We start from the raw sequence: 24,281 nt of genomic DNA, 5'->3' as shown, positions 1-24,281 counted from the left end.
CTATAAAATTATTAATCCAGCATGATAAAGCAGAATATTATTTGTACGATGTTCCCCCAGAGCAAATGAATCTCTCTAAGGAACATTCCAATGTTCTGAGTTGGTTGATGTTTAAGAGTAACGAGCAATGTTGTGAAGTAATAAAAATCCTAAAACGTATGCTCATTGATTTATCAGTTAAGAAAAATAAAAAAGCAGACGCTTTTCTTAATCTATTGACTCGAGTCTATAGTGTTGAACATAGTATTCCAGTCTTAGAGCTTGTATTAGCAGGTATTATTCAGGAACCCCCAAAGTCGTATTCATCATTGCTCTTATTTCTTCAAACAAAGATTCACCCAGAACTTTTGGATCGTTGTATCAATCCACAAGGTATTTTACCTTCATTTTGGAAATCAGCACAACTTGGAGATTGGAACGCAATAAAAAAATGGAAACAATTAGGGGCGGATTTAAGCCGATGCGATCAAAATGGAAATACGCTGATGGCGTTAGCCGCAATGAATCCCCAAAGTAGTATCGAGTTATTTAACTTTTTGAAAGATTCTGGAATAGACCCGAATTATTGGTCCCGCCCTAGCAATCTTCCAGCTATTCATTTAGCGGCACTAAAAGGTTTTGTTCCAATTCTTAAGGCTCTTAAAGAAGTCGGAGCAGATCTGAATCTTTTAGGGGGAATAACAGAAGTGACACCGCGAGGGATCAGGCCTATTTATTTGGCAATAAGAGAAGGGCACCTCGATGCTGTTCATTTTCTAGTTGCCCACGACGCATTCCTACCAACCTTGTTTGATTCAGAATCATTTAGAACAACTTTTGTTCCTCAGCAATCCATGTGGTCTAATAAAAGCAAGAGGATACATCATGAATTAGAAAAAAAAATACATGAAAGTTATCAATCAGCACGTATTTTATTATTTCCGCATGAGCAGGCTCTTTTTAATGGACATCTAGGAATAGAAGCACTACTTTTAAGATCCCCCTCTTATCAAAAATTAAGAGCAACCTCACAAATAGGTTTTTTTGGGTCAACAACGTCTGGATCTGCTACAGTAGATGCGTCCAATGAGGATGAAACTCAGTTATCCTATCTGCCTGCCCCGCAGTAGTACCGCTCCACTGACTTATAGGGGGCTTGGCATACGGAATTTCTCAGCCCCCCCCAACACCGTTAAATTAAGTTTTTGCAAAGAGAAATAAACTTCAGTTTAGCTCATAGTTTAGTTGACCGGGCCCCGATGAGATATGGTTGAGGAAATTTAGTTCCTACGACATCAACCCTTTTGGTTGGCGCATCGTCCCATGGGTTATGCACGGTCGTTTTCTTTATTTCGGGCGCACTCCTATGACTCTCCAATCAACTAAATATTAATTATTCGCCAATGAACTTATCGTCGCTGCGACGATCATGAAATTTATATTCACACCACTCGGACGACGACCTTGCCTTTTGCGCGCCCTGTTTCGACATAAGCCATTGCCTCCTGCGTCGCCGCGAACGGAAAGACACGGTCAATAACTGGGTGAATGGCACCGGAATCGATGAGTGTGGTGATCTCGCGCAACTGGTTGCCATTTGCTTTCATGAAGAGAAATGAAAAACTGATGCTACGATGTTTGGCTTTTTTCCTGATACCATAGCTTAATAGACGCATGATCAATTTCTTGAACCATGACGCCCTGATTTCTTCTCCAAATGCAGGATCAGGAGGTCCGGAGATCGAGATGAGCTTTCCACCGGGCTTAAGGATGCTTAGTGATTTAGTGAGCGTTTTGCTGTCCTGGCTATTCAGGACGACGTCGTATCCCTCCAGGATATTTTCGAAATCATCCTTCGTGTAGTCGATGACGAGCTCGGCACCGAGACTCTTTACCCAATCGATATTCGCCGTGCTCGTCGTCGTCGCAACGAAGGCTCCTACATGCTTTGCCAACTGGATTGCGAATGTCCCGACACCACCGGAGCCAGCTTGGATGAAAATCTTTTGCCCCTTCTTAATATTCGCCTTCTCGATCAACGCTTGCCAAGCGGTCAAACCGACCAGCGGAATGGAAGCAGCCTCCTCCATGGTGAGTGCTTCGGGCTTGAGTGCTAGTGAATCTTCTTTTATAGCAATGAGTTCGGCGAAAGTGCCGATGCGTAAATCATCTGGTCGGGAATATACTTCGTCTCCTGATTTAAATCGGCGTACACGAGCCCCAACTCTCACTACTACCCCGGCCACATCGTGGCCAAGGATTAGTGGTAAGCGATATGGTAGGATGAACTTGAAATCGCCATTCTTAATCTTAGTGTCTAGAAGATTAATACCAGCGGCATGTACTTTGACCAAAACCTCGTCATCACGCATTTCAGGCTCTGGCATTTCGCCAAATCGCAGGGGGACCTTTGTATTGTATTTGTCTAGAATAAACGCTTTCATCTGTTTGTCCCTCCTGTTTTATGGTTCTGATGCGATTGAAGTATTTCCCGTGCAGCATCCACTCTAGCGCCAAGAGTCTTGGGCATACTTCAGCTCTCTAATGTTGTATGCAAAAGAATTTGCACTTAGCTAGAAAAGGCTAACAGCCACGATAAATTTGACAGATCGAGAGAGCGACACAACCACGCTACCGCAAACATATCCCCCATCAACCCAGTGTCATGCGATTAATTGCGAAATCCTGATTGAGAACGCCTAAGATGCCTCAGTTGGGCTCATATTTTCTAGCTCTTTAATAATCTGCTTAAGTTCATAAATAGATATTTGAATGGCAACTTGGCGATCACAAGCATCTTTTTCTGCTAGCTGCAGATTTTTTAATGAATAATTTGTTCCTTCAAGCCCACAGGAAATATCATGCGCATACAAACAGTCTCTAGAGGCCCCAAGATAAATGGAGGTGCTCCCCAGTTTAATCTGGCATTGATAATTGGATTGCATGTCAGCTAGATAACTTACAGTTGTTGCTAAAGCATCAACACTAACTGCAATTTCCTCGAAATTCCGGGTAAAAGCATTTGCGCAAAAAGAATTAAGCAAAGCCGTGACTAAAACAATTATTCGAACCATTATAAATCCTTGTAATCCGTGTAAAAGTAATTTACCCCTAAAACATCTTGTTTCAGATCTCAATAATTACATTTAAAATTTATAAACTATACTAATAGAAAAATAATCCAGGGAGAAGTTTCTGATCACAAAGAAGAAAAAGTTTCTCAGCCTTTATTAATTCAAGTGCTTAAAAAAAGCTTTCATCATTTCATTGAACTTTGCAAAAAAACACACTAAGTGTAATATTAGAGCTAATTTAGCCGAATAGAGTACACATATGCCTGAAATTAATACAAATCTTATATACGCTCAATACGGAATAGAGGCAAAAAAACTACGCTATCCCTATGGTGGTTTAAACAGGAAAGATTTATTTGATAAATCGCCTAAGGAATTTGTCCCTCAATTAGTTCTTTTGCAGCAATTTAGGGATCAATATAAAACGGTAGCTAGTCTTGAAAAGCAGAATTTAATGAGGACGTTAGAAAGCCAACTCAAAGGTGGATGTTGCGGGGAATTAGCAAATTGGACTAGATGGTTGATAAAAAGCAAATACCCAAATAGTTGTGTTGAGGTTGCTCAACTAAAATTTCATGAGTTCGTTGTTATTGGTAGAAAAGAGAATAGCGATCCAAACAATTTAAGCACTTGGGGGGACGCAGTAATTTGTGACCCTTGGTCAGATGAAATTTACACTTCATCAGAGTTCTTAGAAAAGCAAAAGACAAATAAGCCTATTCCTATGTATACTTTTGGCGGGCCCACGGGATTACAAGAGTCCAGCGTTTACTATTTATGTGGAAACCCTGAAATCGTATCCCCTACAAACGAAGCAAATTCTAATAATAACCAATATGTTACAGATAAAATTTCACTAGCCGCGTTATTAGAGCTAAAAAAGTTGGAGAATCCAAGAGCTCTTTATGATAAAGGGGTTCAATTATTTAAATCAGGCAATCTTCAACAAGCCTGTAATGCATTTCATAAAGCTTTTGATCTGTATACTGGCTTTAAAGAACGCGCGCTTTGTTGTTCCGGACTAGCATCTTGCTATCGTGATTTAAACTGTTATGAGATGGCAATTCATTATTGCGATAAAGCAAAAACACTATATGAAAAAAGTGGCTTGGCATCGGACTCAGCTGAAATAAAAAAAATAGATGAAAAACATGAGGGAATAATGAACTTAAATGTCAATTCAAAACTTAAAAATTAAAAATTTGTATAAATAGGGACATAAAAATGGTTGTTACAAAGATGCTACTTATTCAGTTTGTATAATAAATAGCATCAGTAATTACTATAGAAATAATAGAAGTAATACCGTAGTTATTATATGTACAAAATAACCCTATCAATGTGAAAAAAAGTTTGGAAAGATAAGCCCTAGCTGCGTTGAAAAAGATTCGCTTCAGTATGAACAATGTCCTCCAAAACTAATTAACTCATAGGGTTTGAATGATTCAAAACGAGGAAAAGTCGTGCGTGGATTGTCAAGGTCGTGCATTTCATCATCTAGCCTTAATATAAATTGTTCAACTTCCGTAAACATTTCCTTATTTCTCAATTAATCATTCTATTAATTAATTGTCCGCCCTAGCGCGTAGATAAGGATAAAAATTAAGCCATTAACATTACCAAAATCTCATTGTTTTTGCCCATTAATAAATGAGTTGCTATTTATCCATCAAAAGGAGAAATTGCGCACTTTATACTCAACAACTCTTTGCGCAAATTATCTAATTTTTCAAAATATTTGTATTAATTTTTATGGGTGCTAAAGTTAAAGGTTCCACTAAATATTAATAGAGAGAAACTTATGGCAGAACATCGGTATGTCTTACATCAAGTTAAAAAATACTACTCATTTATAACTTTGACCATATTAATGCATATCAATGGAGCGCAGGCAGAAACTGCTTTGGGTCAAGGCATATATTATGATAATCAGCAAATTTCTAAATTAGCACAAACCTACCCCTCTCGGGTTTCAAAAGATGCTGGTTATCCATTAATCAATGATTACTCCACTTTAAAAAAACTCTTTAGAGGTAGTCAATTTGGGTTGGCCAATAAACCTACAACCACTGGGATATGGTGGACTCCTTTACTTTCTGTTGATAAACCTGCAGGACAACTTAAAGATAGTGATTTTTTATCACCATTATTTATGATTCCTAATCCACTTACCGTGAATTTAAGCGATCAAGGTATTGCTATGGGCATCCCATTACAAAAAGCGAATGTGGATGCGGCACATATAGATCGAGGCTATACCAATACTCTAGACATTACCGTAACCACAGGAGATTTAAGAGGAACAGCCCCTTTAGTTGCTGATTATTCAGACTGGATGGTCAAAGCACAATGGGCCCAAAATAATGCTCCCTTATTAACAGCTAATATTGTTGAAGGTTCACCTTTTATCTTTGTTGAAAAGAAAAACAAGCAAACTCTTTCTTATTTGCAATTCAATAATTCCCAAGATGCGAAACTTCTCACTCAGCTAAATGGAGCTAGTTTATTTAAAACTAAGAATGCTTCAGAAGGAAATTATCATTACTATGCCTATTTTTCGAATCCTAATAAAGCTGCTAGCACCTGGAAAACCGCCTCAGGAACAGTGATTGTGCCAATCAGTCAAGGAGGAAGTGGAGCTATTGTTCCTGCAACATTAATCAATACGAATGATGCGGACAGCTATTTTACTTTAGCCGCTATTCCTGCTTCATCTGATGCGGAAGCCAATCAATTGATGCTCCAATTACAGGCATATGCATATACCGTAATTAATAATACGGCTATTAGCTATGAATATGATAAAGCGAATTCGCAGGTAATAACGCATTTTAATTTCACTACACAAACTCTTTATAGTAATGCTTCAGTACAAAAGCAGCCTGCGATAATGCTTTACCCTTGGCAAATTAAGAACATGAGCAGCGCGGATAAAGCTTCTTGTTTATTAAATGATGAGTGCAGTAGCAATAAAGGAGTAATTCAAACTCTTAAAGGAAATATGCACTTGTATGCGGTTCCTAGTAATTCCGAACAAACTGCAACTTTTACGACTCAAGTGCCTTTTAGAGGGATCTTGCCCGTATTACCGAATAAGTTAAGCCAGAGTGATTTAACTAAAATTGGTAGTTACTCTTTTGCAATGCCCGCTGATCCACACCTGGATTCAAAAAATCCCTGGACTGATACTTATGCTACAGGCAAATTATTAAGTCGCGAAGCACAATTAATTAAAATAGCTGATATGTTGATGCGCTCAGATAGTACATCAGCAACAAAATATCAAAACATTAGAAACACATTGCTACAACAACTCAAAGGACAAGTTACTAGTTTTCTAACCGGTTTAAATTATACTGACCCTTGTCCCGGAGGTGCAAGTGATTGTACACGTGCTCAAGGAAGCTGGTTTTACAGCTACAATAGCGACTGGCATACTATGATGGGTTTTCCTAGTGGTTTTTTTACTGCGACCACATTAACTGATCATGGCTTCCACTGGGGATATTTATTAGATTCAGCAGCCACTATCGCACAGTTTGATAAAACGTGGGCTCAACAATACGGTGGAATGGTTAACTTATTGATTCGTGATATTTGTAACTATAAATATGGTGAAGACAGTAATCAAGCCACTCAGTTCCCTCATTTTCGTAGTTTTGATCCCTACTCTGGCTTATCCTCAGCGCTAGGTATGCCTTACAGCTTAGACAATATCAATGAGGAAGATAGCGCAGAATTTATGAATTTAGCTCAGGGAATTGTACTGTGGGGCATAAATACCCAAGGACTTAGTTTCGCCGGAGATAATAGTTCTCCTCAAGATATTTTAGAAACTGGTTTGTATTTGTATACTACTGAAGAGCAAGCTCTAAATCATTACCATTTTAATCAAAACCCTAACTCAGGAGTATTTCCTACAGGCTGGTCTAATAACGCTACTGGACAAACTTACCTTTCTGTGGGGAATGTATGGGGTGGTAAGCAAGATCGCTCTACTTATTTTTGTGCAGGACAACCCTGCTATTATCAAAATTTAGCGTCAAACACTTTACCTATTAGTGCCGGCTCCTTGTATCTAGGATTCGACGCCAGTTTTGTTAATCAAGTTTACACCCAAGATGCGAAAAATCCTTGTAGTGGAGATCCTAAAAACTCTGCTTATTGCGGCACTTTGCTGAAATATTTGGCCTTAGGCAATCCAACACTGGCATCTCAGTATTATGCGCAATATTTTGAGCAACAAGGCAACGTTCCAGATCCAGGGGAAACATTACCTAGCATTTATTACTGGATCCAAAATTTAAGAAGCTTAGGCAACTTAAATTCCAATATCACTGCAGATACCCCTAGTTATGCAGCCTTTGGGACAGGCAACTCTCTCTACGTAGCGGCTTATAATGGAGATAACATTGCGAAAACTGTTCATTTCTTCAATAAAGGTGCCCTAGTGTGTACCTTAGAAAATATCCAACCAGGAGTTACTCAAGGGAAACTTTGCAACGGAGATACTCCTCCTCCTACAACGCAGTTTTCTTTCATGCTATATGTTGGCTATCCCTTTAAATCAGTATTAGTTAATAATACTATCCAATGCCCCGATCCGGTGACTAAAAGCCCTGCGTGCTTACTTAAAAGTATTGCTGCTCCTTCAACGATGACAATTGCAGGAAGTAATGGCAATTTATGTACCCTAACGATTAATGGTGGTGGTTCGGTAACCCCAGTAAATGAAAAATCAAAAGGCTGTAACATTAACTCGAATCCGGCTACGCCGACTTCTACGGGGACAATTAATTTACCAGGAGGATTTTAAACCTATTTCGCCAGCAAAGAACTTTCAATTGTAGGATTGAAAGTTCTTTAGCGGTTCTGATGGCGTGTTTGTGAGCAATAAGCACTTATGGTAAATTCAGAAATATTAAAAGCGTATGTTGTTCTTGACGCGGGAAGGTAAAAACAGCATCCCTAAATTCTAGTTACCATTAATGAGTAGGGTATATTTAATGGCATTGTTCAAATCAATAATTAATGGGGTTGGTACAGGTGCTGGTGTTGCGTGGCCACTATTTGGAATAGTCTCTAGTGTAGCCGGCACATCAATTGGTGGCTTGTTGTCATTCACCTTAGGTGGAATAGCCATTACTCTTTTTCTAACCACCTGCGCTGCTGTATTTTATTTGTCCTATCAACAATCTCAGGAAGAGCAGCAAAAACTTCAAATGCTATTGAAAAAAAATGAGCAAAAATTAATGGAGTTCATTAACGAATATATCAAGACAATTGACAAGAAGTATCAGTTAACCGATAAAACGATGTCGTTTGAATCATATTTACTCTTACAACTTAATCAACAACTTTTAGATAGAGATAACGATAAGCAATCCCCTTTACACCAATCGTTAATCATTATAAAAATAATGATTGAACGCCAATTATTTAAAGAAAAATCCATTCTATCTTTAATCGAAAAGGAATTTGTTAATCCATCTTCTGTTCCTTTCTCAAAGGCAGGCACTCCAATGTTTTTCGCTTTTGTTGGTACTTTTGGTTCTATAGCTGGTTGCAGTGCTGGATTATCAGGATTATTTTCTGGATTAGGACTATTTAGTAGTTTTGCTGCTTTTCCCCTTCTGGGCTGGGGAGTTCTGGCGATGGCAACTTCTATGGGGATTTTTGCAGCGAATAATGCATTTATTGAATCACAAGAAAATTATAAAAATGAAGTTTTGAATCAAACTATTAAAACAATGTATCAGCACTTAAAAAATCAAGTGTATCTTTGGGCGGCCAATGTAAATTCAAACATCCCTAATTTTTTAACTAACAGACCTCCCAGAAATTTCCCCGCATTATTCTTGAATGAGCAGAAACCCGGTGTTACTAGTTATGTTGCACAGAGTGTTTCGTCTATGGCAGACGAGCTTATTGTCTCTTCCAAGTCATAAACTCTCTAATCTCCATGGTTTGTATGGCCATTCTAATATCTGCAAGTGTTTTTTATTTGGATACTCCAATCATTTACCATTTAGATAGCTCATACTTGCTTGGAAAATAACTAGTCCGCACGTATTTTTTGCCTAAAAGGTGATTAAAAACGAAGGGTTATATTTATAATAAGCGAGAGTGATTGGTGTTCCGAGGAGAAAAACCACATCCTTGTGGTGGTGCATCGTCCTTGATGCGTTCAAATGATCCTTGTTCAGACATCCACTGTCCTTCCTCGTACTATTTAATCATAGCGGATAATTGTAATTACTTATACTCAAAATCGCGCATAATCATGTAAGAAATCTCTTATTCTGGATTAACCACTTTTAATATTTAAAAGTTCGGTGCAATTTCAGTTGATAAATGCAAATCAAAAAGTATTAAAATATCTAGTAAATAAGTAGGTAATCCTAGTAGAACACTATAAACAAATTCTAGCATAATCTATAGAAATTGATGAGACTGTAGTTGATGTGGTTCATTGAACCACATCAACTACAACAGAACTCTTAGTAGCTAAACCCTAAAGAAGATGGTTGTTCATCAGGATTAAGTGCATCCATCAAAATAGAAATAGGGTAAGTAACAAACATTGTTGCCAATGCTAGACTTGCAGCAAATGCAGCAACCGCAAATGTAAATGACGTTACTTCAGGCAAAATGGGCACTATTGTAGAGAAAAAAATACAGGCACCGATTCCTAAAATCAAATCTTCCTCTTTAGGTTTAGAACCCATAAAGGCATTTAAAGTCAATAAGTAAGGGCTAACTGCTACTTGGCCACAACCTAAGAAGAAAGAACCATAAAAATTAGTTAATGAACGAGTTGCTGACATTGGATCTCCTAATAAATCACATAATTGGCAAGTTGTGCTAGATTTTACATGAAAATCATTAAGGAATTATTAATTAATGAACAAATGGATTTAATTTCGTCCACTTCTTTTTTTAAGGCCCTTTGCAATGAAAACCAAGCGGTGTGACTTTTAAATACTTCGGCTTGATGTCTTTAATTCATATGCGACCGAGTTAGGTTCGATAGCAAATCAGATATCATCGCTGCTTTAGTGCGTTTGTATAAAGGAAAGCTTAAGATTCTGATTCTATAATTTAGATACCTTTATAAAAAATTAAGATTTTTATGCCAAAAAATCCATTTAATATAGGTACTTCAGGATGGAGCTATTCGGGTTGGCTAGGCAATTTTTATCCTCAAAAGATAAAATCCAATCTAATACTGCCTTATTATGCTAGCATTTTGAATAGTGTGGAACTTAATAATAGTTTTTACCAAATTCCTAAAGAAAAAAATGTACTAAATTGGGTAGATTTAACACCACCTAATTTTATTTTTTCCTGCAAAGCAAATCGATATATTACTCATTTTCAAAAATTAAAAGAATGCACTGAAAGTGTTAATAAATTACTTAAGGCTTTTAGTAATTTTGAAGAAAAATTAGGCCCTATATTATTCCAGTTTCCGCCATGGTGGAAAATAGAAATGCCTACTTTGAAACAATTTATTCATCAATTACCCAAAAATTATTTATATACTTTTGAATTTAGACATAAAAGCTGGTTTTGTGAGGAGCTGTATCAGGTATTAGATAAAAATCAAATGTCACTTTGTTTTTATGATCATAAAATGTATCGCTCACCAGAAATAGTTACAAGCCCCTTTATCTATATTCGCATGCATGGGCCTCACGAACAGGCCTATAATGGAGCTTACGAAGATTCAACCTTAATAGAATATGCGGATAAATTTATTAGTTGGCATAAGAAAGGTAAAACCATTTATTGCTATTTTGATAATGATGAAAAGGCTAACGCACCTAAAGATGCCCAACGACTAAATCAATTATTAAAAAATAAAAATTTAATAATTAATTGATGAGAGCATTACCAATGTCGAATAAACTGAGCGTGTTACTCTATTGTTCTGCTCTAGGAAATGACACTGAAAGTACTTAAGCAAACAAACTAGATAATAGCATCTTATTAAGTTATGGTGAGCAACATTTTGAAGCAGCTAAAATTATTATAGAAGACACGTCACAACTCAAGGATAAACAATTAGAAAAATTACAAGATAAAGTTATAGAACATACAATGTCGTTGACAATCTAATCGTTATAATCATCTTTGACAATCTCGAGTAGTGAAATTAAATCCCTTGATCAAAAGACAGGCCGTGAATGTTTAAATTCAAAGTTCAAGGCCTGCACCGGATATGCATAAAAAATAAATGGCCCCCGAGGCATTTATAACCAGAACCCCCTGGGTTCTTCCTTCATTTTAAATCGTATTTCCTTATTTCCATACTATATTTAGAATTAAGTCTATTCACTTCAATATAAATCCATGTTTCTTTTATCCGTGACCTCATTGGTGTTTGCAGGATTAGCTTTATTTTACTTAAGAAACGCTTCTGGTATTTACTTTGAATCAGCCTTAGTTGCATTTTTATCGCTATTCATGATAACAATCTTTGTTGCTTCAAATAAATACTCTATGTTGGGGGAAATTGACTACCCTCATTTTTATTGGGCTCTCTTGAGTGCGCCTCTGATTTTATTTTCTCAAATACGGGTGGTAAGTTTTATCTGGGCGTTACTATTTTTTGTAACACTTATCTATTGGCTTCCTGATCAAGGGTGGTTTGAAAATGATGTGTCGCTGATCGAGCTTAGAGCGTTACTTATCTATTTAATGCCCTCCTTGCTTGGACTCGTTTATTTAGGATCTAAACTGGTACATGCTCAAGTATCAATGCAAAAATCCATACAAGCTTTACTGTTTTTAAGTGTATTCATTTGCTTCTTGATGATTTATTTTAATAATATTATTTCTCTGCATGGTTTTTTACCTCTAGGCCAGTTTCAAATCTATGTAATACTCATTAATATTGCAGCAGCCGTTGTAATTATGTTTTTAAAAAATCAGAGCCCTAAACAAAAGAATTTTTTAATTCTTGCGATTACAAGTGCAGTTTGTGTGATGTGCTTGAAGATTATTGCGCCCACCGGGTATATTGGACTACAAAGTTTTATTTTAATCTTAGGACTAATCAATTTATTACTATTCTATGCCTCTAACCAATTTTTTTGGACGGCTGATGCTTTGGCGCTTGCTTGTTGCTTTTTGCTAAGCTTGTCTTTATCTCTTGATTTCTCTTCACCTCTGGTGATTTTGTCTCAAAATACAGGGGTTATCTTCATACTTTTCACGATGTTTACAGCGCTGTATTTTCTTATTTTACGAGCGAGAATAAAATGAGAAACACTAGCTTATTTGCATCCGCAATATTAATGCCAATAGTATTTGTAATTTATTATGGACTACAAAACCAATACGACTATACCCATCGTCAATCTCTAGTTTTGCCAATTAATTGGAAAGTGGATGAAAATGGAGAGGTTTTTGGTTATGACCTAGATTTTGGCTTTAATCCTTGCGACAAGATGTCCAACACAAATTTTCAAACGCTCGCTGTCTGTCTTAAACCAAAACGAGCAGTCTATTTCAGGAGTCAATTACCCTCTCATTGTACTATGTTCATTAAAGGCTTTTGTGCTCAGAATTATTTTTATGCTCGCTATTCCCAAAATCCCTCCATTGATTTGAATTTGGCAAAAACAACTAAATCAAAAGTAGAGGCTGTCATTAAGGTTAGCAATAAAGGTTATGCCGAAATTATCCAATTACGCTAAATAGCATAGACTCACACTTCAAGAATTAAGCTGCCGTTATTTCCTTTACTCATTATTTTTTCTAATATTTGTAAAGGCCTTTCTGCCTACCCCTCTCCCCAGTGATCCGCGTTTAACGCTTTTTTAGTGCGGAGCTCGAGGATTTATTTTGCATTAAAATTTTTATCGCAAGAGTATTTTCTGGATATTTTGTCTTTTCTCGCATATCGCTTAAACTTGTAAAGAAATTAAATGTCCAATTGTTATCTTGATAAGAATCGGTATTACGGCCTGAAGTTGTCCCTGCATCTCTTTCAAGGAACCCTTTTTCATGTTCAGAGTCAGCAATATTAACCAGTGCATGAATGGGATTTGATGCATCGCGCTTCACAAGGCAAATTCCTTGATTTAAACTGATATCTTTGAAATCACAATCAACAATATTGTATTGGCTTTTGCTGGTCAGGGCACGAACAAGTAACTGAATATCAGCAACTTGCGTACTTACTGTAATTTCAAAAACTTCCTTCTCTTTATTGTAAATAATATGCACATTCTTCTTTAAAATTTCCTTATCATATTTAGTTATGAGCTTTAAAATCGCTTCTTTTTCATTTTGGATATTAATTTTTCTAGCATGGCAAGATAAGGAAATCAGATACATCACGTTCTGTTTTGTTTGGGGAAAAGATTCGGATTGAAAGTCATCAACCTGTTCTTGCATGGCGATAACGTGCTCCGTTGAGGCCAAGCAAGAAACAGGCAATTTAGGAGCTTCTGGCGCCCGTGAAATTAGATAATGCTCGTCGCTGTCTATCTTTTTCTTTTTGAGCATGGAACCATTTATGTTAACGGTTTTTCCATAAAAATTATAAGTGGAAAAACCTGCCTCACGAGTAGTGTGTGGAGGAGTAAGAAAATTGTTCCTTTCCATAAATGCATCAATCTTTTTTTGTTCTTCCGGCTCTTCTATAGGAATAATTTTATTATCCACTTCCTTGTAATAATGCTGCTCGTACCCAGTTGATTGACGCGCTCTTTTCATATTATCCTTCAGTCAAATTGATCTATAAATACAATAATTGACCAATTATATATAAAAAAGATTAAGTGATTATTAATAGAACTACGCTCTAAACTGTTTCTTCAGCAGCATTCAAGGACTTGACCCTAAATTGGGAATAATGTTATGACTGTGGATTACCAATAAGATAGCCCATTGGTTTAAGTGCAGAAACGTTATCACAAATTACTTTTAGAATGGCCAGTACAGGCAAAGCAAACATAATTCCTGTAAAGCCTAGCAACATCCCACCTATAATAAGCCCTAAAATCGCTGCAAATGGATTAATACTTACTTGTCTGCCAACAATATTTGGTGTGAGAAAATTACCTTCAATAAATTGCACTAACATAAAAACAAGAAGCACTCCTAAAGGATACCAAAAGGAATTTTTTGTAACGAGGGCAAAGACTATGGGCAAAAGTGCACCTAATAAAATTCCAATGTAGGGTATCAAAGTAAGCACAGCCGCCATCACACCAAAAAATATAGCATTGGCAATGCCCAAAGCATAAAGACCTAATATATTAAGGGTCGCTACAATTAAGATAACCAATAAGACTCCTAGAACATAGCTACTCACAACCGCTTGAATCATGTTCAAAATCTTGGATAGTTTGACATGGTCCTGCGATTTAACAACTTTATATAAAAAGGAAACAAAGAATGACCGGTAATAAAGAAGAAAAAATAAGGAAATAATAAAAATAACAAACGAAGTTAGGAAATTGGTTGTTGCTTGAAGGGTGCTATTTACAAAAGATGCACTATTTTTTAAAAGGGCATTGAGCGCATCTTTCAATAAAGAAATTTGTTGTTCCAAACTAATACCTAAAAGGTCGGTCAACCAATTTTGTATTTTTCCCGGCATCCCATTAAACGTGTCACTAATGGAGCGAATTTCAAAATCAATATTTCTTATTTGCGATGAGAAAAAAATGACAAGACCAAAAAAAACCAAGATAAATAACATCAACGATATAAAAGTGCTTCCCAATCGAGGAACTTTAATATATTCCAATTTAGTAGCGAAAGGTCTTAATACTAAAGCAACAATAAAAGCGGCTAATAAAGGGTTAAATAAACTTGTTGAATTAACTAAAAGATACCCTGTCAGTAAAACACTGCCCAAGGTATAAAAGTATTTTGTTATAAAGTTCATTAGGGCCCTACCCTCTATTAGCAATTATTGCTACAACGGTTCAAAAATTTTGAGAGGAGTTCCTCATCAAAGTCAGTAGCCACTCCTAAAGTATTTTAATGAATACATACGCGTAGCTAATTAATAGAATAACTTAAATCGATTTAATATTCAGCAAAGCGATAAAGAGTCGTGTGATTCAGTTCAAAACCGCGCCACTCATTTTCACTAAATTCCTGTAGTTAATATTGTATGGGCGATTTCAGCAAGATCCATTCGCCAGGAAATGATGTCATCCAAGTGCAATTGTTGTGATCTAACTAGATGTTACCTGCATCTTGATTAACAATCCCATAACAAGATAACAAGCCTGTGGACTTGTTAAATCGGCTTGACGAGTATTGGAAAGCTCTTAAGAGGTTGAAATTAACTCAAGCTTTTTAGCTTCAGATTCAATCAACATGAGGTCTCATTTAAAATGAAACGCTGTCATTGCATCATCATTTTTATAAGATAATCATTTTTTAGCATCGCCAAATCCACCTGATTTAGCCTCTTTAGTATTCCCTCTAAATCTGAGTCCTACATTTCTTTTAGCTAAAGGCACGAGATCTGTAGAGTAAATAATGGCATAAATACTTCAATATGATGAGCTTTAGGATAAAAGAAGCGATGCTACAGGAAATAGATTTGTGAAATCACGCTCAGAAACGGCAAACAAACCTAAGGAGCTACTAAATCCCTGAGGTGGGACTAATATCATTAAGACTGTGCTCATCAATTATTTTTATCTAAAGCGAGTAGATCTCTAGGTCATTCTTAAAAATCAACCAAGATATGTTTTACGGTATTAAACATGGTAATTTTATGAATTAGCATATTCAAGAATATTGAATACCTACCAAATCGTGTTATATTTGCACTTCAGTATTTTTTTAAGGTTTTATGATGAAAAAAATAGCAATTACCGCTTTATACCTTGTTACCGCTTTTACAGGAATCTCTTTTGCAGATAATGCTGATTTTAGTAAAGCTAACTTTAAAAGAACATTTTGCAACAATCAAGAATACTTAGGCAATGGAGGGGCAAAACGCCCTCATTTACATTGTGGTGCTAATTTTATTTCTTACAAAAAAGCTAATGGGGATCACTCCAACATTACTGAAATGGGGGATTGTAATCGGACTAACAGCGTATTTGATGACATCAAAGCGAATAGAACCGCTTTCGCACACTATGAGGCCATTTATAATGCTCTAGTTTTATACCATCAAGCAGGCTGCCCTAATCAATAAATCGATTGCGAAGAACATAATAACGAAGCAACCCAGGGTTCCGTACTCCGAACGCTTGGATTGCTTCACTTTATGCGCAATGACGCAGCGGATTTAAATTAGTCATTTAGGGGGTCTTATATATTCCAAGAGTTAACGATAGCCACCCCATAATAAAACAAATGCCGCCAATAGGAGTAATAATTCCAAGTGGTTTAATCTTTACTATACACAGTAAATACAAGCTTCCTGAAAAGAGTAAAATCCCTGCAAAAAATAAATAGCCCGCGCAACGAACAAGTTTTAAATTAGTATGTAAAAGAAGCAAACCAATCATGATTAATGACAAACTATGCACAAACTGGTAAAAAATTCCGGTTTGGAAGATTTTCATTTGTTCCACACTAAACTTTCCCTGTAAACCATGAGAGGCAAAAGCACCCAAAACTGTGGCGAGCAGGGCGAACAATGCACCAGCTGCTATAAAACGTTTTACCGCTACTGTCTGTGAAATAGAATTCATTTTGCTCCGCAAGCCAATTTGATTGGTTTCATTTTATTACCACGTGCTCTGCATTGAATTTTTATAATGATAGGGAGCACATTGGTTTGGATTAGACGAATGATCTTAACTTAATTAAAGACATCGTCAACTAAACTTTTGACTCTGCAAAAAATAGATTTGCCGAATTTTAGGCGCAAAGCATCTCGTTAGCCGCGTCGCGCCAGATTTCTTTGGCTTTATGAAATTAGATTTCCGATAAGAAGCGGAATTGATGTAGCGCCCGGCGGCCGCTGCAAAGAGGTTTCTAATGATTCCCGTGTGCGCGATGCTGGAGAATGTCTTGGATTTACTTACTCCATGGCTAATCCAACCTTATCGCCATGCGATAATCCAGGCAAAAAAATTGATTTAAATCAGGAAATTCATAATTATCAGGAATTTCAGGCTGATAGAGAAAAAGATCAGGCAACTATAAAATCCTCAAGGCTTACAAGGGAGCATTTCAAACAGGATATGATCCTACTGTTGACTGTTCCGCTACTCCCCAAAGGCCAGTTTCGACAAATCCCGATCGCCAGTCCCAAGGCAACGAAGAAAAATCAGAGGAACAGCCGCTTACATTGATGTCCAAATTCGATTCATTGAGGTAAAATAATGCCTATTGTGATTTCTTCTTGCGAGTTCTTGTGTATCTGGGGCTGCGTTGCAGTCCATATCATAGTTTGCTGTTCAAATGCACCTTTCTGTAATGAAGGTAAAAGTATGCCTCTTATCGGGGCTGTCACAAAAGATGATTGAACTTTGTTTGACAGACTGCGAGAAAGGAAGCCCAACAAAATTTTTTTGTATGATTTTTTATTACGCCCTAGTTATTTAATTTATTCATGACATTTCACCAGGAGTTAATGAACCATGCCAAACTTGTCGCAGGAAAATAAAACTGTTCTTATTGCATTAAAAGAAGGGTATGATGCATTATCGTGGTATCAGCGCTTACTTTTTCCAGAAACAATAAGGACTGCATTAGAAGAATTTAATATTGAGTCACCGTCCAGTCAAGCTTGGAATATCTGCAATGCTTTTTTATTTTTAAAAGATACTTGGTTTTTTCAACCTTGGTTTTTTTCTTCTCTTCAAATTTTTAATTCCTCATCCCTTGTTAAGGGTCTTAATTTTATGAACAAGTCAGGCTTATTAACGGGTGATACCGCCCAGGATAATTTTGATGCGATGATGGGACACCAGGACCCAGCCTCTGTTGCTGGAGCCCTTACTCGATTGAGCAGGTCAGGCTTATTAACGGGTGATGTAGCCCAGGCTAATCGTGACGCGGTGGCGGGAAACAAGAATCCAGGCTCTGTTGCTGGAGCCCTTATTCGATTGAACGATGCTGGCTTATTAACAGGTGATGCCGCTCAGGCTAATCGTGACGCGGTGGCGGGACACAAGAATCCAGGCTCTGTTGCTGGAGCCCTTATTCGATTGAACGATGCTGGTTTATTAACGGGTGATGCCGCTCAGGCTAATCGTGACGCGGTGGCGGGAAACCTGGCCCCAGACTCTGTTGCTAGAGCCCTTACTTACTTGAACCATGCTGGTTTATTAATGGGTGATACCGCCCAAGCTAATCGTGACTCGGTGGCGAGACACCAGGACCCGTACCCTGCTGCTGCAGTCCTTGCTCGATTGAGCCATGCTGGTTTATTAACGGGTGATGCAGCTCAGGCTAATCGTGAGACGGTGGAGGGACACCTGGACCTGGACTCTGTTGTTCGAGCCCTAACTCACTTGAACAACTCAGGCTTATTATCGGGTGATGCAGCCCAGGCTAATTTTTATGCGGTGGCGGGACACCCGTCTCCGGAATCTGTTGCTAGAGCCCTAACTCACTTGAACAACTCAGGCTTATTAACGGGTGATGCAGCCCAGGCTAATCGTGACGCGGTGGCGGGACACCAGAAACCGTACTATGTTTCTGAAGCCCTTACTCGATTGAACAATGCTGGCTTATTAACGGGTGATGCAGCCCAGGCTAATCGTGACGCGGTGACGGGACACCAGAACATGGACTATGTTGCTAGAGCCCTTATTCGATTGAACAATGCTGGCTTATTAACGGGTGATGCGGTCCAGGCTAATCGTGACGCGGTGATGGGACACCAGTATCCGGACTCTGTTGCTGAAGCCCTTACTCGATTGAACGATGCTGGTTTATTAACGGGAGATACAGCCCAAGCTAATCGTGACGCGGTGGCGGGACACCAGAAACCGGACGCTGTGGCTATAGCCCTTGCTCGATTGAACAATGCTGGTTTACTAACGGGTGATAGAGCCCGAGCTAATTTTGACGTGGTGACGAGACACCAGAACCCAATCCCTGTTGCCGCAGCCCTTACTCTATTGAACAATGCTGGTTTATTAGCGGGGGATGCCGCCCAGGCTAATTTTGACGCGGTGACGGGGCACCAGAACCCAATCCCTGTTACTGAAGCCCTTGCTCTATTGAACAATGCTGGTTTATTAACGGGGGATGCCGCCCAGGCTAATTTTGACGCGGTAAAGGGACACCAGGCTCCCGAATCTGTTGCTTATGCCCTTACCCGATTGAACGATGCTGGCTTATTAACGGGGGATGTCGCCCAGGTTAACCGTGACGCAGTGGTGAGACATCAGTTCCCGGAAACTGTTGGTTCAGCCCTTAGGCTATTGAGCGATGCTGGTTTATTAACGGAGGGGGATGCACAGGGTAATTTTAATGACTTGGTCATATATTCTGCTATTTTATTTGGTCCTGAAGTGCGATACCTCTGGTTTAGAATACCAGAACTAACGGCAGAACGTTTTCAGCACATTATCGAAATTGCAGCAGAACACAGAAACAATGTGGCCGTAGGACAAGATGCATTTGTGAATTTTGTTAACCTTAATATTCTTAATATGGATGCTGTAAGACACCGCAATTTTCTTAATATGGGTGCGTTAAGGAACCCCGTATTTAACGACAGTCAAAGTACTCACTCTGCCAGTGTTCATCAATCGGTATCAGCGAGTGCAACGAAACTATTCCAGCGCTATGGAACGCAGTTTTCAGGACCCGGCCTCAATGAATTAACTCTCCAGCTAATTCAATGGGGTACGAAACTACCAGCCGACAACTCCTTAAAAACTGAGGCTGCTAAACGCTGTCTTAAACGACTTACGGCAATTGATTATACGTATACCGATGCAGTATCTAATGTATCGACGAGAGAACTTTTGGTGCTGTCTTGGCTGGCTATTCATGATGAAGCTAATCGGAGAGGCAGCCTGGATGATGCCAAAATGCAGTTCATCGAAGGTCTTTATGAAATTCAACGCGGTTATAATTTATCTGAGCTTGGTGTTGATGATGGAAATTCTGACGACAAAACCATTTGCGTTGCAGGAACCTTCAATAAGTTAATGGAAAAGTTACAAGGACTGCATCCCGATGTGGAAGTCCTTTTTATTACCAAAGAAGCTGCTGCATTGAAGTTTCCTCGGGTGGTAAAAGAAGAGGCAATGAAGTATTTAACTGAGCTTGATCAGAAGCAACCCACTGGCTTGTCTACTGAGTTGCTAAAGCAAATACAAGATGAGGGTGTTCCTGTCATTTTAGAGCATATCTCAAAAAACGTTACGAATAGAATCTTGGATGAATTTGGTGATCTATATAACAACAGCGGCGAGAATAATTTGTTCAAAGCACTGATGGCTACCGCAGAGTATGTGGATTTAGATGATTTAAGCACTTTTGAGAAGACCATTACCTCCTCGAATAAAAATGCTTTTTTTCAGCCACATGACGCTTTAATTGAGGAGCCTCAATTAGAAGCGCGGTTGCCCAGAAATACTCAGTGACTCTAATGCTCAACCATTCCCTGTACGTGCTGGTAAAAAATCGCCTGCGCTTGCAGGGGCTTTGTATTAAGAAAAGCATCCCTATCTCAAACCAAGCGCTTAGTTCATGGGCGCCATCAATTTAACGTTTTGATAACGTAAGAACTAGTTTTAGTCGAATTTTAGGCGCAAAGAACCTCAGAAGCTGCGTCTTGCCAAATTTCTTTAGCCTTTTGAAATTGCATTCCTCGCTGATGAGCGGTGTTGGTATAGAGCCCCACGTTGACGGCAAAGAGATTCCTGGTGGTCTCCATGAGTGCTATGACGCTCTGCGCCCCTGCGAGTGATTTAAAACGAATGAGGTATTTTTAACCCGTTTATTGAGCCCCTAATACGAGCGATGTTCGACTCCTTTGCACATCTGACGAACGGGCCTCAAATAGCTCCTTAGCTTGTCCGTTATGATAACCCGGGGCTTGGGATAGTCGTTCAATAGGCGGGACAGAAAGCGGATTGTCGCCGCCTTTATTACGCCGCTTTTGCAGAAACACATCCAGCTCATAGCCCTCATCATCCACAGCACACCATAGATAATAAGTCACTCCCCGAATACGTAGTTGCTGCTCATCCAGCATTGGCGCAAACGTAGCAAGAATTTTTGTTGCACGCAAAGCGTCATCGCGCTCATGGGAACCATTAGAAACCTCTTTGCAGTGGCCGTCGGGCGCTACACCAATTCCGCTTCTCTTCGGAAAATCCAATTTCGTAAAGCCAAAGAAATCTGGCGCGACGCGGCTAACGAGATGCTTGCGCCTAAAATTCGACAAATCTACTTTTTTGCCGAGTCAAAAGTTTGGTTGACGCTGCCTTTCAGAGCAATTTTAAATACAGCTATATTATTGTAAAATAATCTAATATCATCGCTTTGTTCAACAATCTACCCTTGTCTTATCAATAAATTAAGGAACATTATGATTGTTATCTTCGTCCATGGCTGGAGTGTCACCAATACCAATACTTATGGAGCGCTTCCTCAATGGCTCGAAAGTCAGAGCAACGACGGCGTGCTGGATATTCAGGTTGGCAATATCTATCTTGGGCGCTACATTAGCTTTGCCGACACCATAACAATCGACGATATAGCACGGGCATTTGATCAGGCAGTACGTGATGAAATCGCTGATCAATTGCGCGATGGAGAGCGTTTCGCATGCATTACTCATTCCACAGGCGGCCCCGTTGTTCGTAAATGGATGGATTTATACTTTAAGAGCGATCTTGCTAAATGCCCATTGAGTCACCTGGTTATGCTGGCCCCCTCCAACCATGGTTCTGCACTGGCGCAACTGGGAAAATCCCGGCTAAGTCGTATAAAAAGCTTTTTTGAAGGCATGGAGCCGGGGCAGCATGTACTTGATTGGCTGGAGCTAGGAAGCGATATGAGCTGGCAACTTAATGAGAGCTGGCTTGATTATGATTGCCCAGCGAATGGCATATACCCCTTTGTACTTACAGGTCAAAAAATTGATCGCCAACTTTATGATGCACTTAACTCATACACAGGTGAAGCTGGATCAGATGGGGTTGTACGCGTTGCTGCTGCAAATATGAATTACAGTCTTTTAAAGTTACATCAGGCAGGAACTAATGGGGAAAATCTTGTTGTCTCCAAAATGACCCGGTCAAAGCCAATGGCATTGGGGGTTTTACCTGAATGTTCGCATTCCGGTAAAAAAATGGGAATCATTCGCAGCATTACTATGAATAATGCGGCTACTCACCCAACAGCTATATGGGTTTTACGCTGTCTCCAGGTAAAAAATAGTAGCTCTTATAATGCATTGGCAAATGATCTGAAGAGGCTTACAGAAGAAACTCAAAAAAATGAGCGCATAGAAATTGTAAAAACACTCCTCCATAAGCGCGAGTACATTACTAATCGCTATTCTATGATTATATTTCGGCTAATTGATGATCGGGGCAATCATCTTTATGATTATGATCTTTACCTAACCGCTGGCCCCAAATATAGCGAATATGCGCTTCCTACAGGTTTTTTCGTAGATCGCCAGCAAAATCAGCTTGATCGCGGAAAACTTACTTATTTTCTGGACTACGACGTAATGGCAACCGGGATTAATACGCCTGCAATGCAGGGTAATCTAGGGTTTCGTATTAAAGCTCGCCCTGAACAAAGTCCTCAAGCCCTAGGCTACTACCGAGTACTCGATTTTCATTCCTCACTTATGGACATTAACCAAATTCTTCATCCCAATGAAACCGTAATGGTGGAAATCATGCTTCAACGTCGAGTAGATAAAGCCGTTTTCCGCATTACCAACAACCTTGATCCCACAAAAATCAGTGCGAAACCAACTGGCAAAAAGGTAGATTGAACTCGTGATTCATATCACAGAATTATTTTATTGATAAACGAAGAATAATTGCGATTAGTAGAATCCAGGAAACAAATAGCCACTTTAGGATTGGGAAACAATTACGATCAAAGTGCGAAGTAACCATAGTATTCTTTTCGACCAATCCCCCTTTCAAAATACGAAACAATTTTAACATCCCCATCGTCTTATATAGAAACACAACAGTTAGGCTCTGTTATGCGAGAATCTGGCATAGAACTATTTCAATATATTTCGGCAAGAGATAAAGATAAAGGCCAAAACATAGCGCTATTTACGCCCAAATCTTTTCAAAACAAAGCACCTGCGCAAATGATTACATGGCTATGTCAGACAAGTATTAATGAAGTAGGATTTATGGCAAAGAAGAACAACAAAGAACCTCCTATTCTCAAAAATATTTCTGGGTTGATAATGCCTTGCCTTCCCCTGCAACCTAATTGAGCTTGATCTAGGAAATCAAACCGTTATTTTACCTGAATGAAACCACTGTTCTGTATGACCTAGCCTAGATATCTTACAGTAAAGGATTTGGCAAATAGATAAGTTGTAATTAACGATATATTCAATACAATTAAATAGTTCAAAATGAAATTTATTTAGAGGGCATTAATGAAAAAGAATAATCTGACCCTATGATTAGCTTAATTATTTATGGGATAATAATAGGTATTCTTGTCTCTGCACCTATAGGCCCTATCGCAGTCTTATGTGTTCAGCGATCTCTAAACTTGGGGTTTAAGGCAGGTTTTATTACTGGTTTAGGCTCAGCTTTAGCGGATGGAGTGTTTGGTTTAATTAGTGCATGCGGACTTACTTTCATTTCAGACCAATTAACGATATATCAGACGGAGTTACACTGCCTTAGTGGTTTTATACTATTGTATCTCGGGATAAGGCAATATTTAAAAAACCCTAAAACACCCCATATAACAGAGCATCAACAATCATCCTGGAGTTTTTTAATCGGTGCTTTTTTGTTGTCTCTTTCTAATTCAGCCGCCATTCTCTTATTTTTTGCCGTATTAGCTGCTCTAGGATTAAACCATCTGAAATTGACTCTGATCGATGGCAGCATCTTGATCACAAGTATTGTGCTAGGCTCTTCCCTAGTTTGGTTGATGCTAAGTGCGACAATCACTTTTATTTTAAAAAAGCACGTTAATTCCTATGCAATGCGAATTATTAACTTTGTTTTTGGAACTACATTTCTTATTCTAGGCAGTGTTATCTTAGCAAGAGTTGTTGTATTGTCTTTTGGGAAGTAAGTATTTAAAGAAAATGAA

The 24,281-nt window shown here is 38.6% G+C and carries 20 protein-coding genes; 13 read left to right on the top strand and 7 right to left on the bottom strand.

The features are described from left to right. The coding region (locus E1P08_RS14235) for an ankyrin repeat domain-containing protein (protein WP_133137670.1) at nucleotides 1-1,109 on the top strand (1,109 nt) is incomplete at its 5' end. 312 nt (nucleotides 1,110-1,421) lie between these two features. Here E1P08_RS14235 and E1P08_RS14230 read toward each other — a convergent pair. After that, the gene (locus E1P08_RS14230) at nucleotides 1,422-2,423 is read right to left on the bottom strand and encodes an NADP-dependent oxidoreductase (RefSeq protein ID WP_133137669.1); all 1,002 of its coding nucleotides are present in this window, start codon (nucleotides 2,421-2,423) and stop codon (nucleotides 1,422-1,424) included. Between the two features lie 255 nt (nucleotides 2,424-2,678). Next, entirely contained in the window at nucleotides 2,679-3,053 is a 375-nt protein-coding gene (locus E1P08_RS14225) for a hypothetical protein (RefSeq protein WP_133137668.1), read from the bottom strand. Between the two features lie 259 nt (nucleotides 3,054-3,312). Between E1P08_RS14225 and E1P08_RS14220 the strand changes: the two genes are divergently transcribed. The 3 genes from E1P08_RS14220 (at nucleotide 3,313) to E1P08_RS14210 (ending at nucleotide 9,001) form a co-directional block, all read left to right on the top strand. Next, nucleotides 3,313-4,251 (top strand): hypothetical protein, encoded by a 939-nt coding sequence (locus E1P08_RS14220; RefSeq protein ID WP_133137667.1) that lies wholly within the window; start codon nucleotides 3,313-3,315, stop codon nucleotides 4,249-4,251. 603 nt (nucleotides 4,252-4,854) lie between these two features. Continuing rightward, a complete protein-coding gene (locus tag E1P08_RS14215; RefSeq protein WP_133137666.1) occupies nucleotides 4,855-7,869 on the top strand; it encodes a glycosyl hydrolase in 3,015 nt (1,004 codons plus the stop codon). Between the two features lie 190 nt (nucleotides 7,870-8,059). Next, nucleotides 8,060-9,001, top strand: coding sequence for a hypothetical protein (locus E1P08_RS14210; protein WP_133137665.1), 942 nt, complete (start codon nucleotides 8,060-8,062; stop codon nucleotides 8,999-9,001). Between the two features lie 552 nt (nucleotides 9,002-9,553). Here the strand turns inward: E1P08_RS14210 and E1P08_RS14205 are convergent. Continuing rightward, on the bottom strand, nucleotides 9,554-9,880 hold the full coding sequence (locus E1P08_RS14205) for a hypothetical protein (RefSeq protein ID WP_133137664.1): 327 nt from the start codon (nucleotides 9,878-9,880) through the stop codon (nucleotides 9,554-9,556). Nucleotides 9,881-10,185: 305 nt separating this feature from the next. Here E1P08_RS14205 and E1P08_RS14200 point away from each other — a divergent pair, with 305 nt between their 5' ends. The 3 genes from E1P08_RS14200 to E1P08_RS14190 all read left to right on the top strand — a co-directional run bounded on the left by E1P08_RS14200 (nucleotide 10,186) and on the right by E1P08_RS14190 (nucleotide 12,757). Beyond that, nucleotides 10,186-10,938 (top strand): DUF72 domain-containing protein, encoded by a 753-nt coding sequence (locus E1P08_RS14200; protein ID WP_133137663.1) that lies wholly within the window; start codon nucleotides 10,186-10,188, stop codon nucleotides 10,936-10,938. A 470-nt stretch (nucleotides 10,939-11,408) separates the two neighbouring features. Beyond that, nucleotides 11,409-12,323 (top strand): hypothetical protein, encoded by a 915-nt coding sequence (locus E1P08_RS14195; protein ID WP_133137662.1) that lies wholly within the window; start codon nucleotides 11,409-11,411, stop codon nucleotides 12,321-12,323. Further along, a complete protein-coding gene (locus E1P08_RS14190) occupies nucleotides 12,320-12,757 on the top strand; it encodes a hypothetical protein (protein ID WP_133137661.1) in 438 nt (145 codons plus the stop codon). The genes E1P08_RS14195 and E1P08_RS14190 overlap by 4 nt, the downstream gene beginning before the upstream one ends. Nucleotides 12,758-12,869: 112 nt before the next feature. Here E1P08_RS14190 and E1P08_RS14185 read toward each other — a convergent pair whose 3' ends face one another. Then, on the bottom strand, nucleotides 12,870-13,781 hold the full coding sequence (locus E1P08_RS14185; RefSeq protein ID WP_133137660.1) for a hypothetical protein: 912 nt from the start codon (nucleotides 13,779-13,781) through the stop codon (nucleotides 12,870-12,872). A 142-nt stretch (nucleotides 13,782-13,923) separates the two neighbouring features. After that, a complete protein-coding gene (locus E1P08_RS14180; RefSeq protein WP_133137659.1) occupies nucleotides 13,924-14,961 on the bottom strand; it encodes an AI-2E family transporter in 1,038 nt (345 codons plus the stop codon). Nucleotides 14,962-15,885: 924 nt separating this feature from the next. On the opposite strand from E1P08_RS14180, the gene E1P08_RS14175 reads away from it, so the two are divergent. After that, nucleotides 15,886-16,236 (top strand): hypothetical protein, encoded by a 351-nt coding sequence (locus E1P08_RS14175; RefSeq protein ID WP_242602482.1) that lies wholly within the window; start codon nucleotides 15,886-15,888, stop codon nucleotides 16,234-16,236. Nucleotides 16,237-16,342: 106 nt separating this feature from the next. On the opposite strand, the gene E1P08_RS14170 is transcribed toward E1P08_RS14175, so the two are convergent. Beyond that, entirely contained in the window at nucleotides 16,343-16,738 is a 396-nt protein-coding gene (locus E1P08_RS14170) for a DUF423 domain-containing protein (RefSeq protein WP_133137658.1), read from the bottom strand. A gap of 300 nt (nucleotides 16,739-17,038) precedes the next feature. Here E1P08_RS14170 and E1P08_RS14165 point away from each other — a divergent pair, with 300 nt between their 5' ends. Both E1P08_RS14165 and E1P08_RS14160 read left to right on the top strand, forming a co-directional pair. After that, on the top strand, nucleotides 17,039-17,344 hold the full coding sequence (locus E1P08_RS14165) for a hypothetical protein (RefSeq protein WP_133137657.1): 306 nt from the start codon (nucleotides 17,039-17,041) through the stop codon (nucleotides 17,342-17,344). 288 nt (nucleotides 17,345-17,632) lie between these two features. After that, nucleotides 17,633-20,599, top strand: coding sequence for a hypothetical protein (locus E1P08_RS14160; protein WP_133137656.1), 2,967 nt, complete (start codon nucleotides 17,633-17,635; stop codon nucleotides 20,597-20,599). A 356-nt stretch (nucleotides 20,600-20,955) separates the two neighbouring features. Here E1P08_RS14160 and E1P08_RS14155 read toward each other — a convergent pair whose 3' ends face one another. Then, nucleotides 20,956-21,339 carry a DDE-type integrase/transposase/recombinase gene (locus E1P08_RS14155; protein WP_133137655.1) on the bottom strand — a complete coding sequence of 128 codons (384 nt, stop codon included), beginning with the start codon at nucleotides 21,337-21,339 and terminating at the stop codon, nucleotides 20,956-20,958. Between the two features lie 210 nt (nucleotides 21,340-21,549). Here E1P08_RS14155 and plaB point away from each other — a divergent pair, with 210 nt between their 5' ends. The 3 genes from plaB (at nucleotide 21,550) to E1P08_RS14140 (ending at nucleotide 24,263) form a co-directional block, all read left to right on the top strand. Next, entirely contained in the window at nucleotides 21,550-22,974 is a 1,425-nt protein-coding gene (gene plaB, locus E1P08_RS14150; protein ID WP_133137654.1) for a phospholipase PlaB, read from the top strand. A gap of 144 nt (nucleotides 22,975-23,118) precedes the next feature. Next, nucleotides 23,119-23,439, top strand: a complete 321-nt coding sequence (locus tag E1P08_RS17785; protein ID WP_133137679.1) for an RES family NAD+ phosphorylase — start codon at nucleotides 23,119-23,121, stop codon at nucleotides 23,437-23,439. Between the two features lie 191 nt (nucleotides 23,440-23,630). Further along, on the top strand, nucleotides 23,631-24,263 hold the full coding sequence (locus E1P08_RS14140; protein ID WP_133137653.1) for a LysE family translocator: 633 nt from the start codon (nucleotides 23,631-23,633) through the stop codon (nucleotides 24,261-24,263). The last annotated feature ends 18 nt before the right edge of the window (nucleotides 24,264-24,281 follow it).

It is taken from the genome of Legionella rowbothamii (assembly GCF_900639985.1).
Taxonomy (GTDB): Bacteria; Pseudomonadota; Gammaproteobacteria; order Legionellales; family Legionellaceae; genus Legionella; species Legionella rowbothamii.
This window is presented reverse-complemented; position numbering and strand designations above follow the sequence as displayed.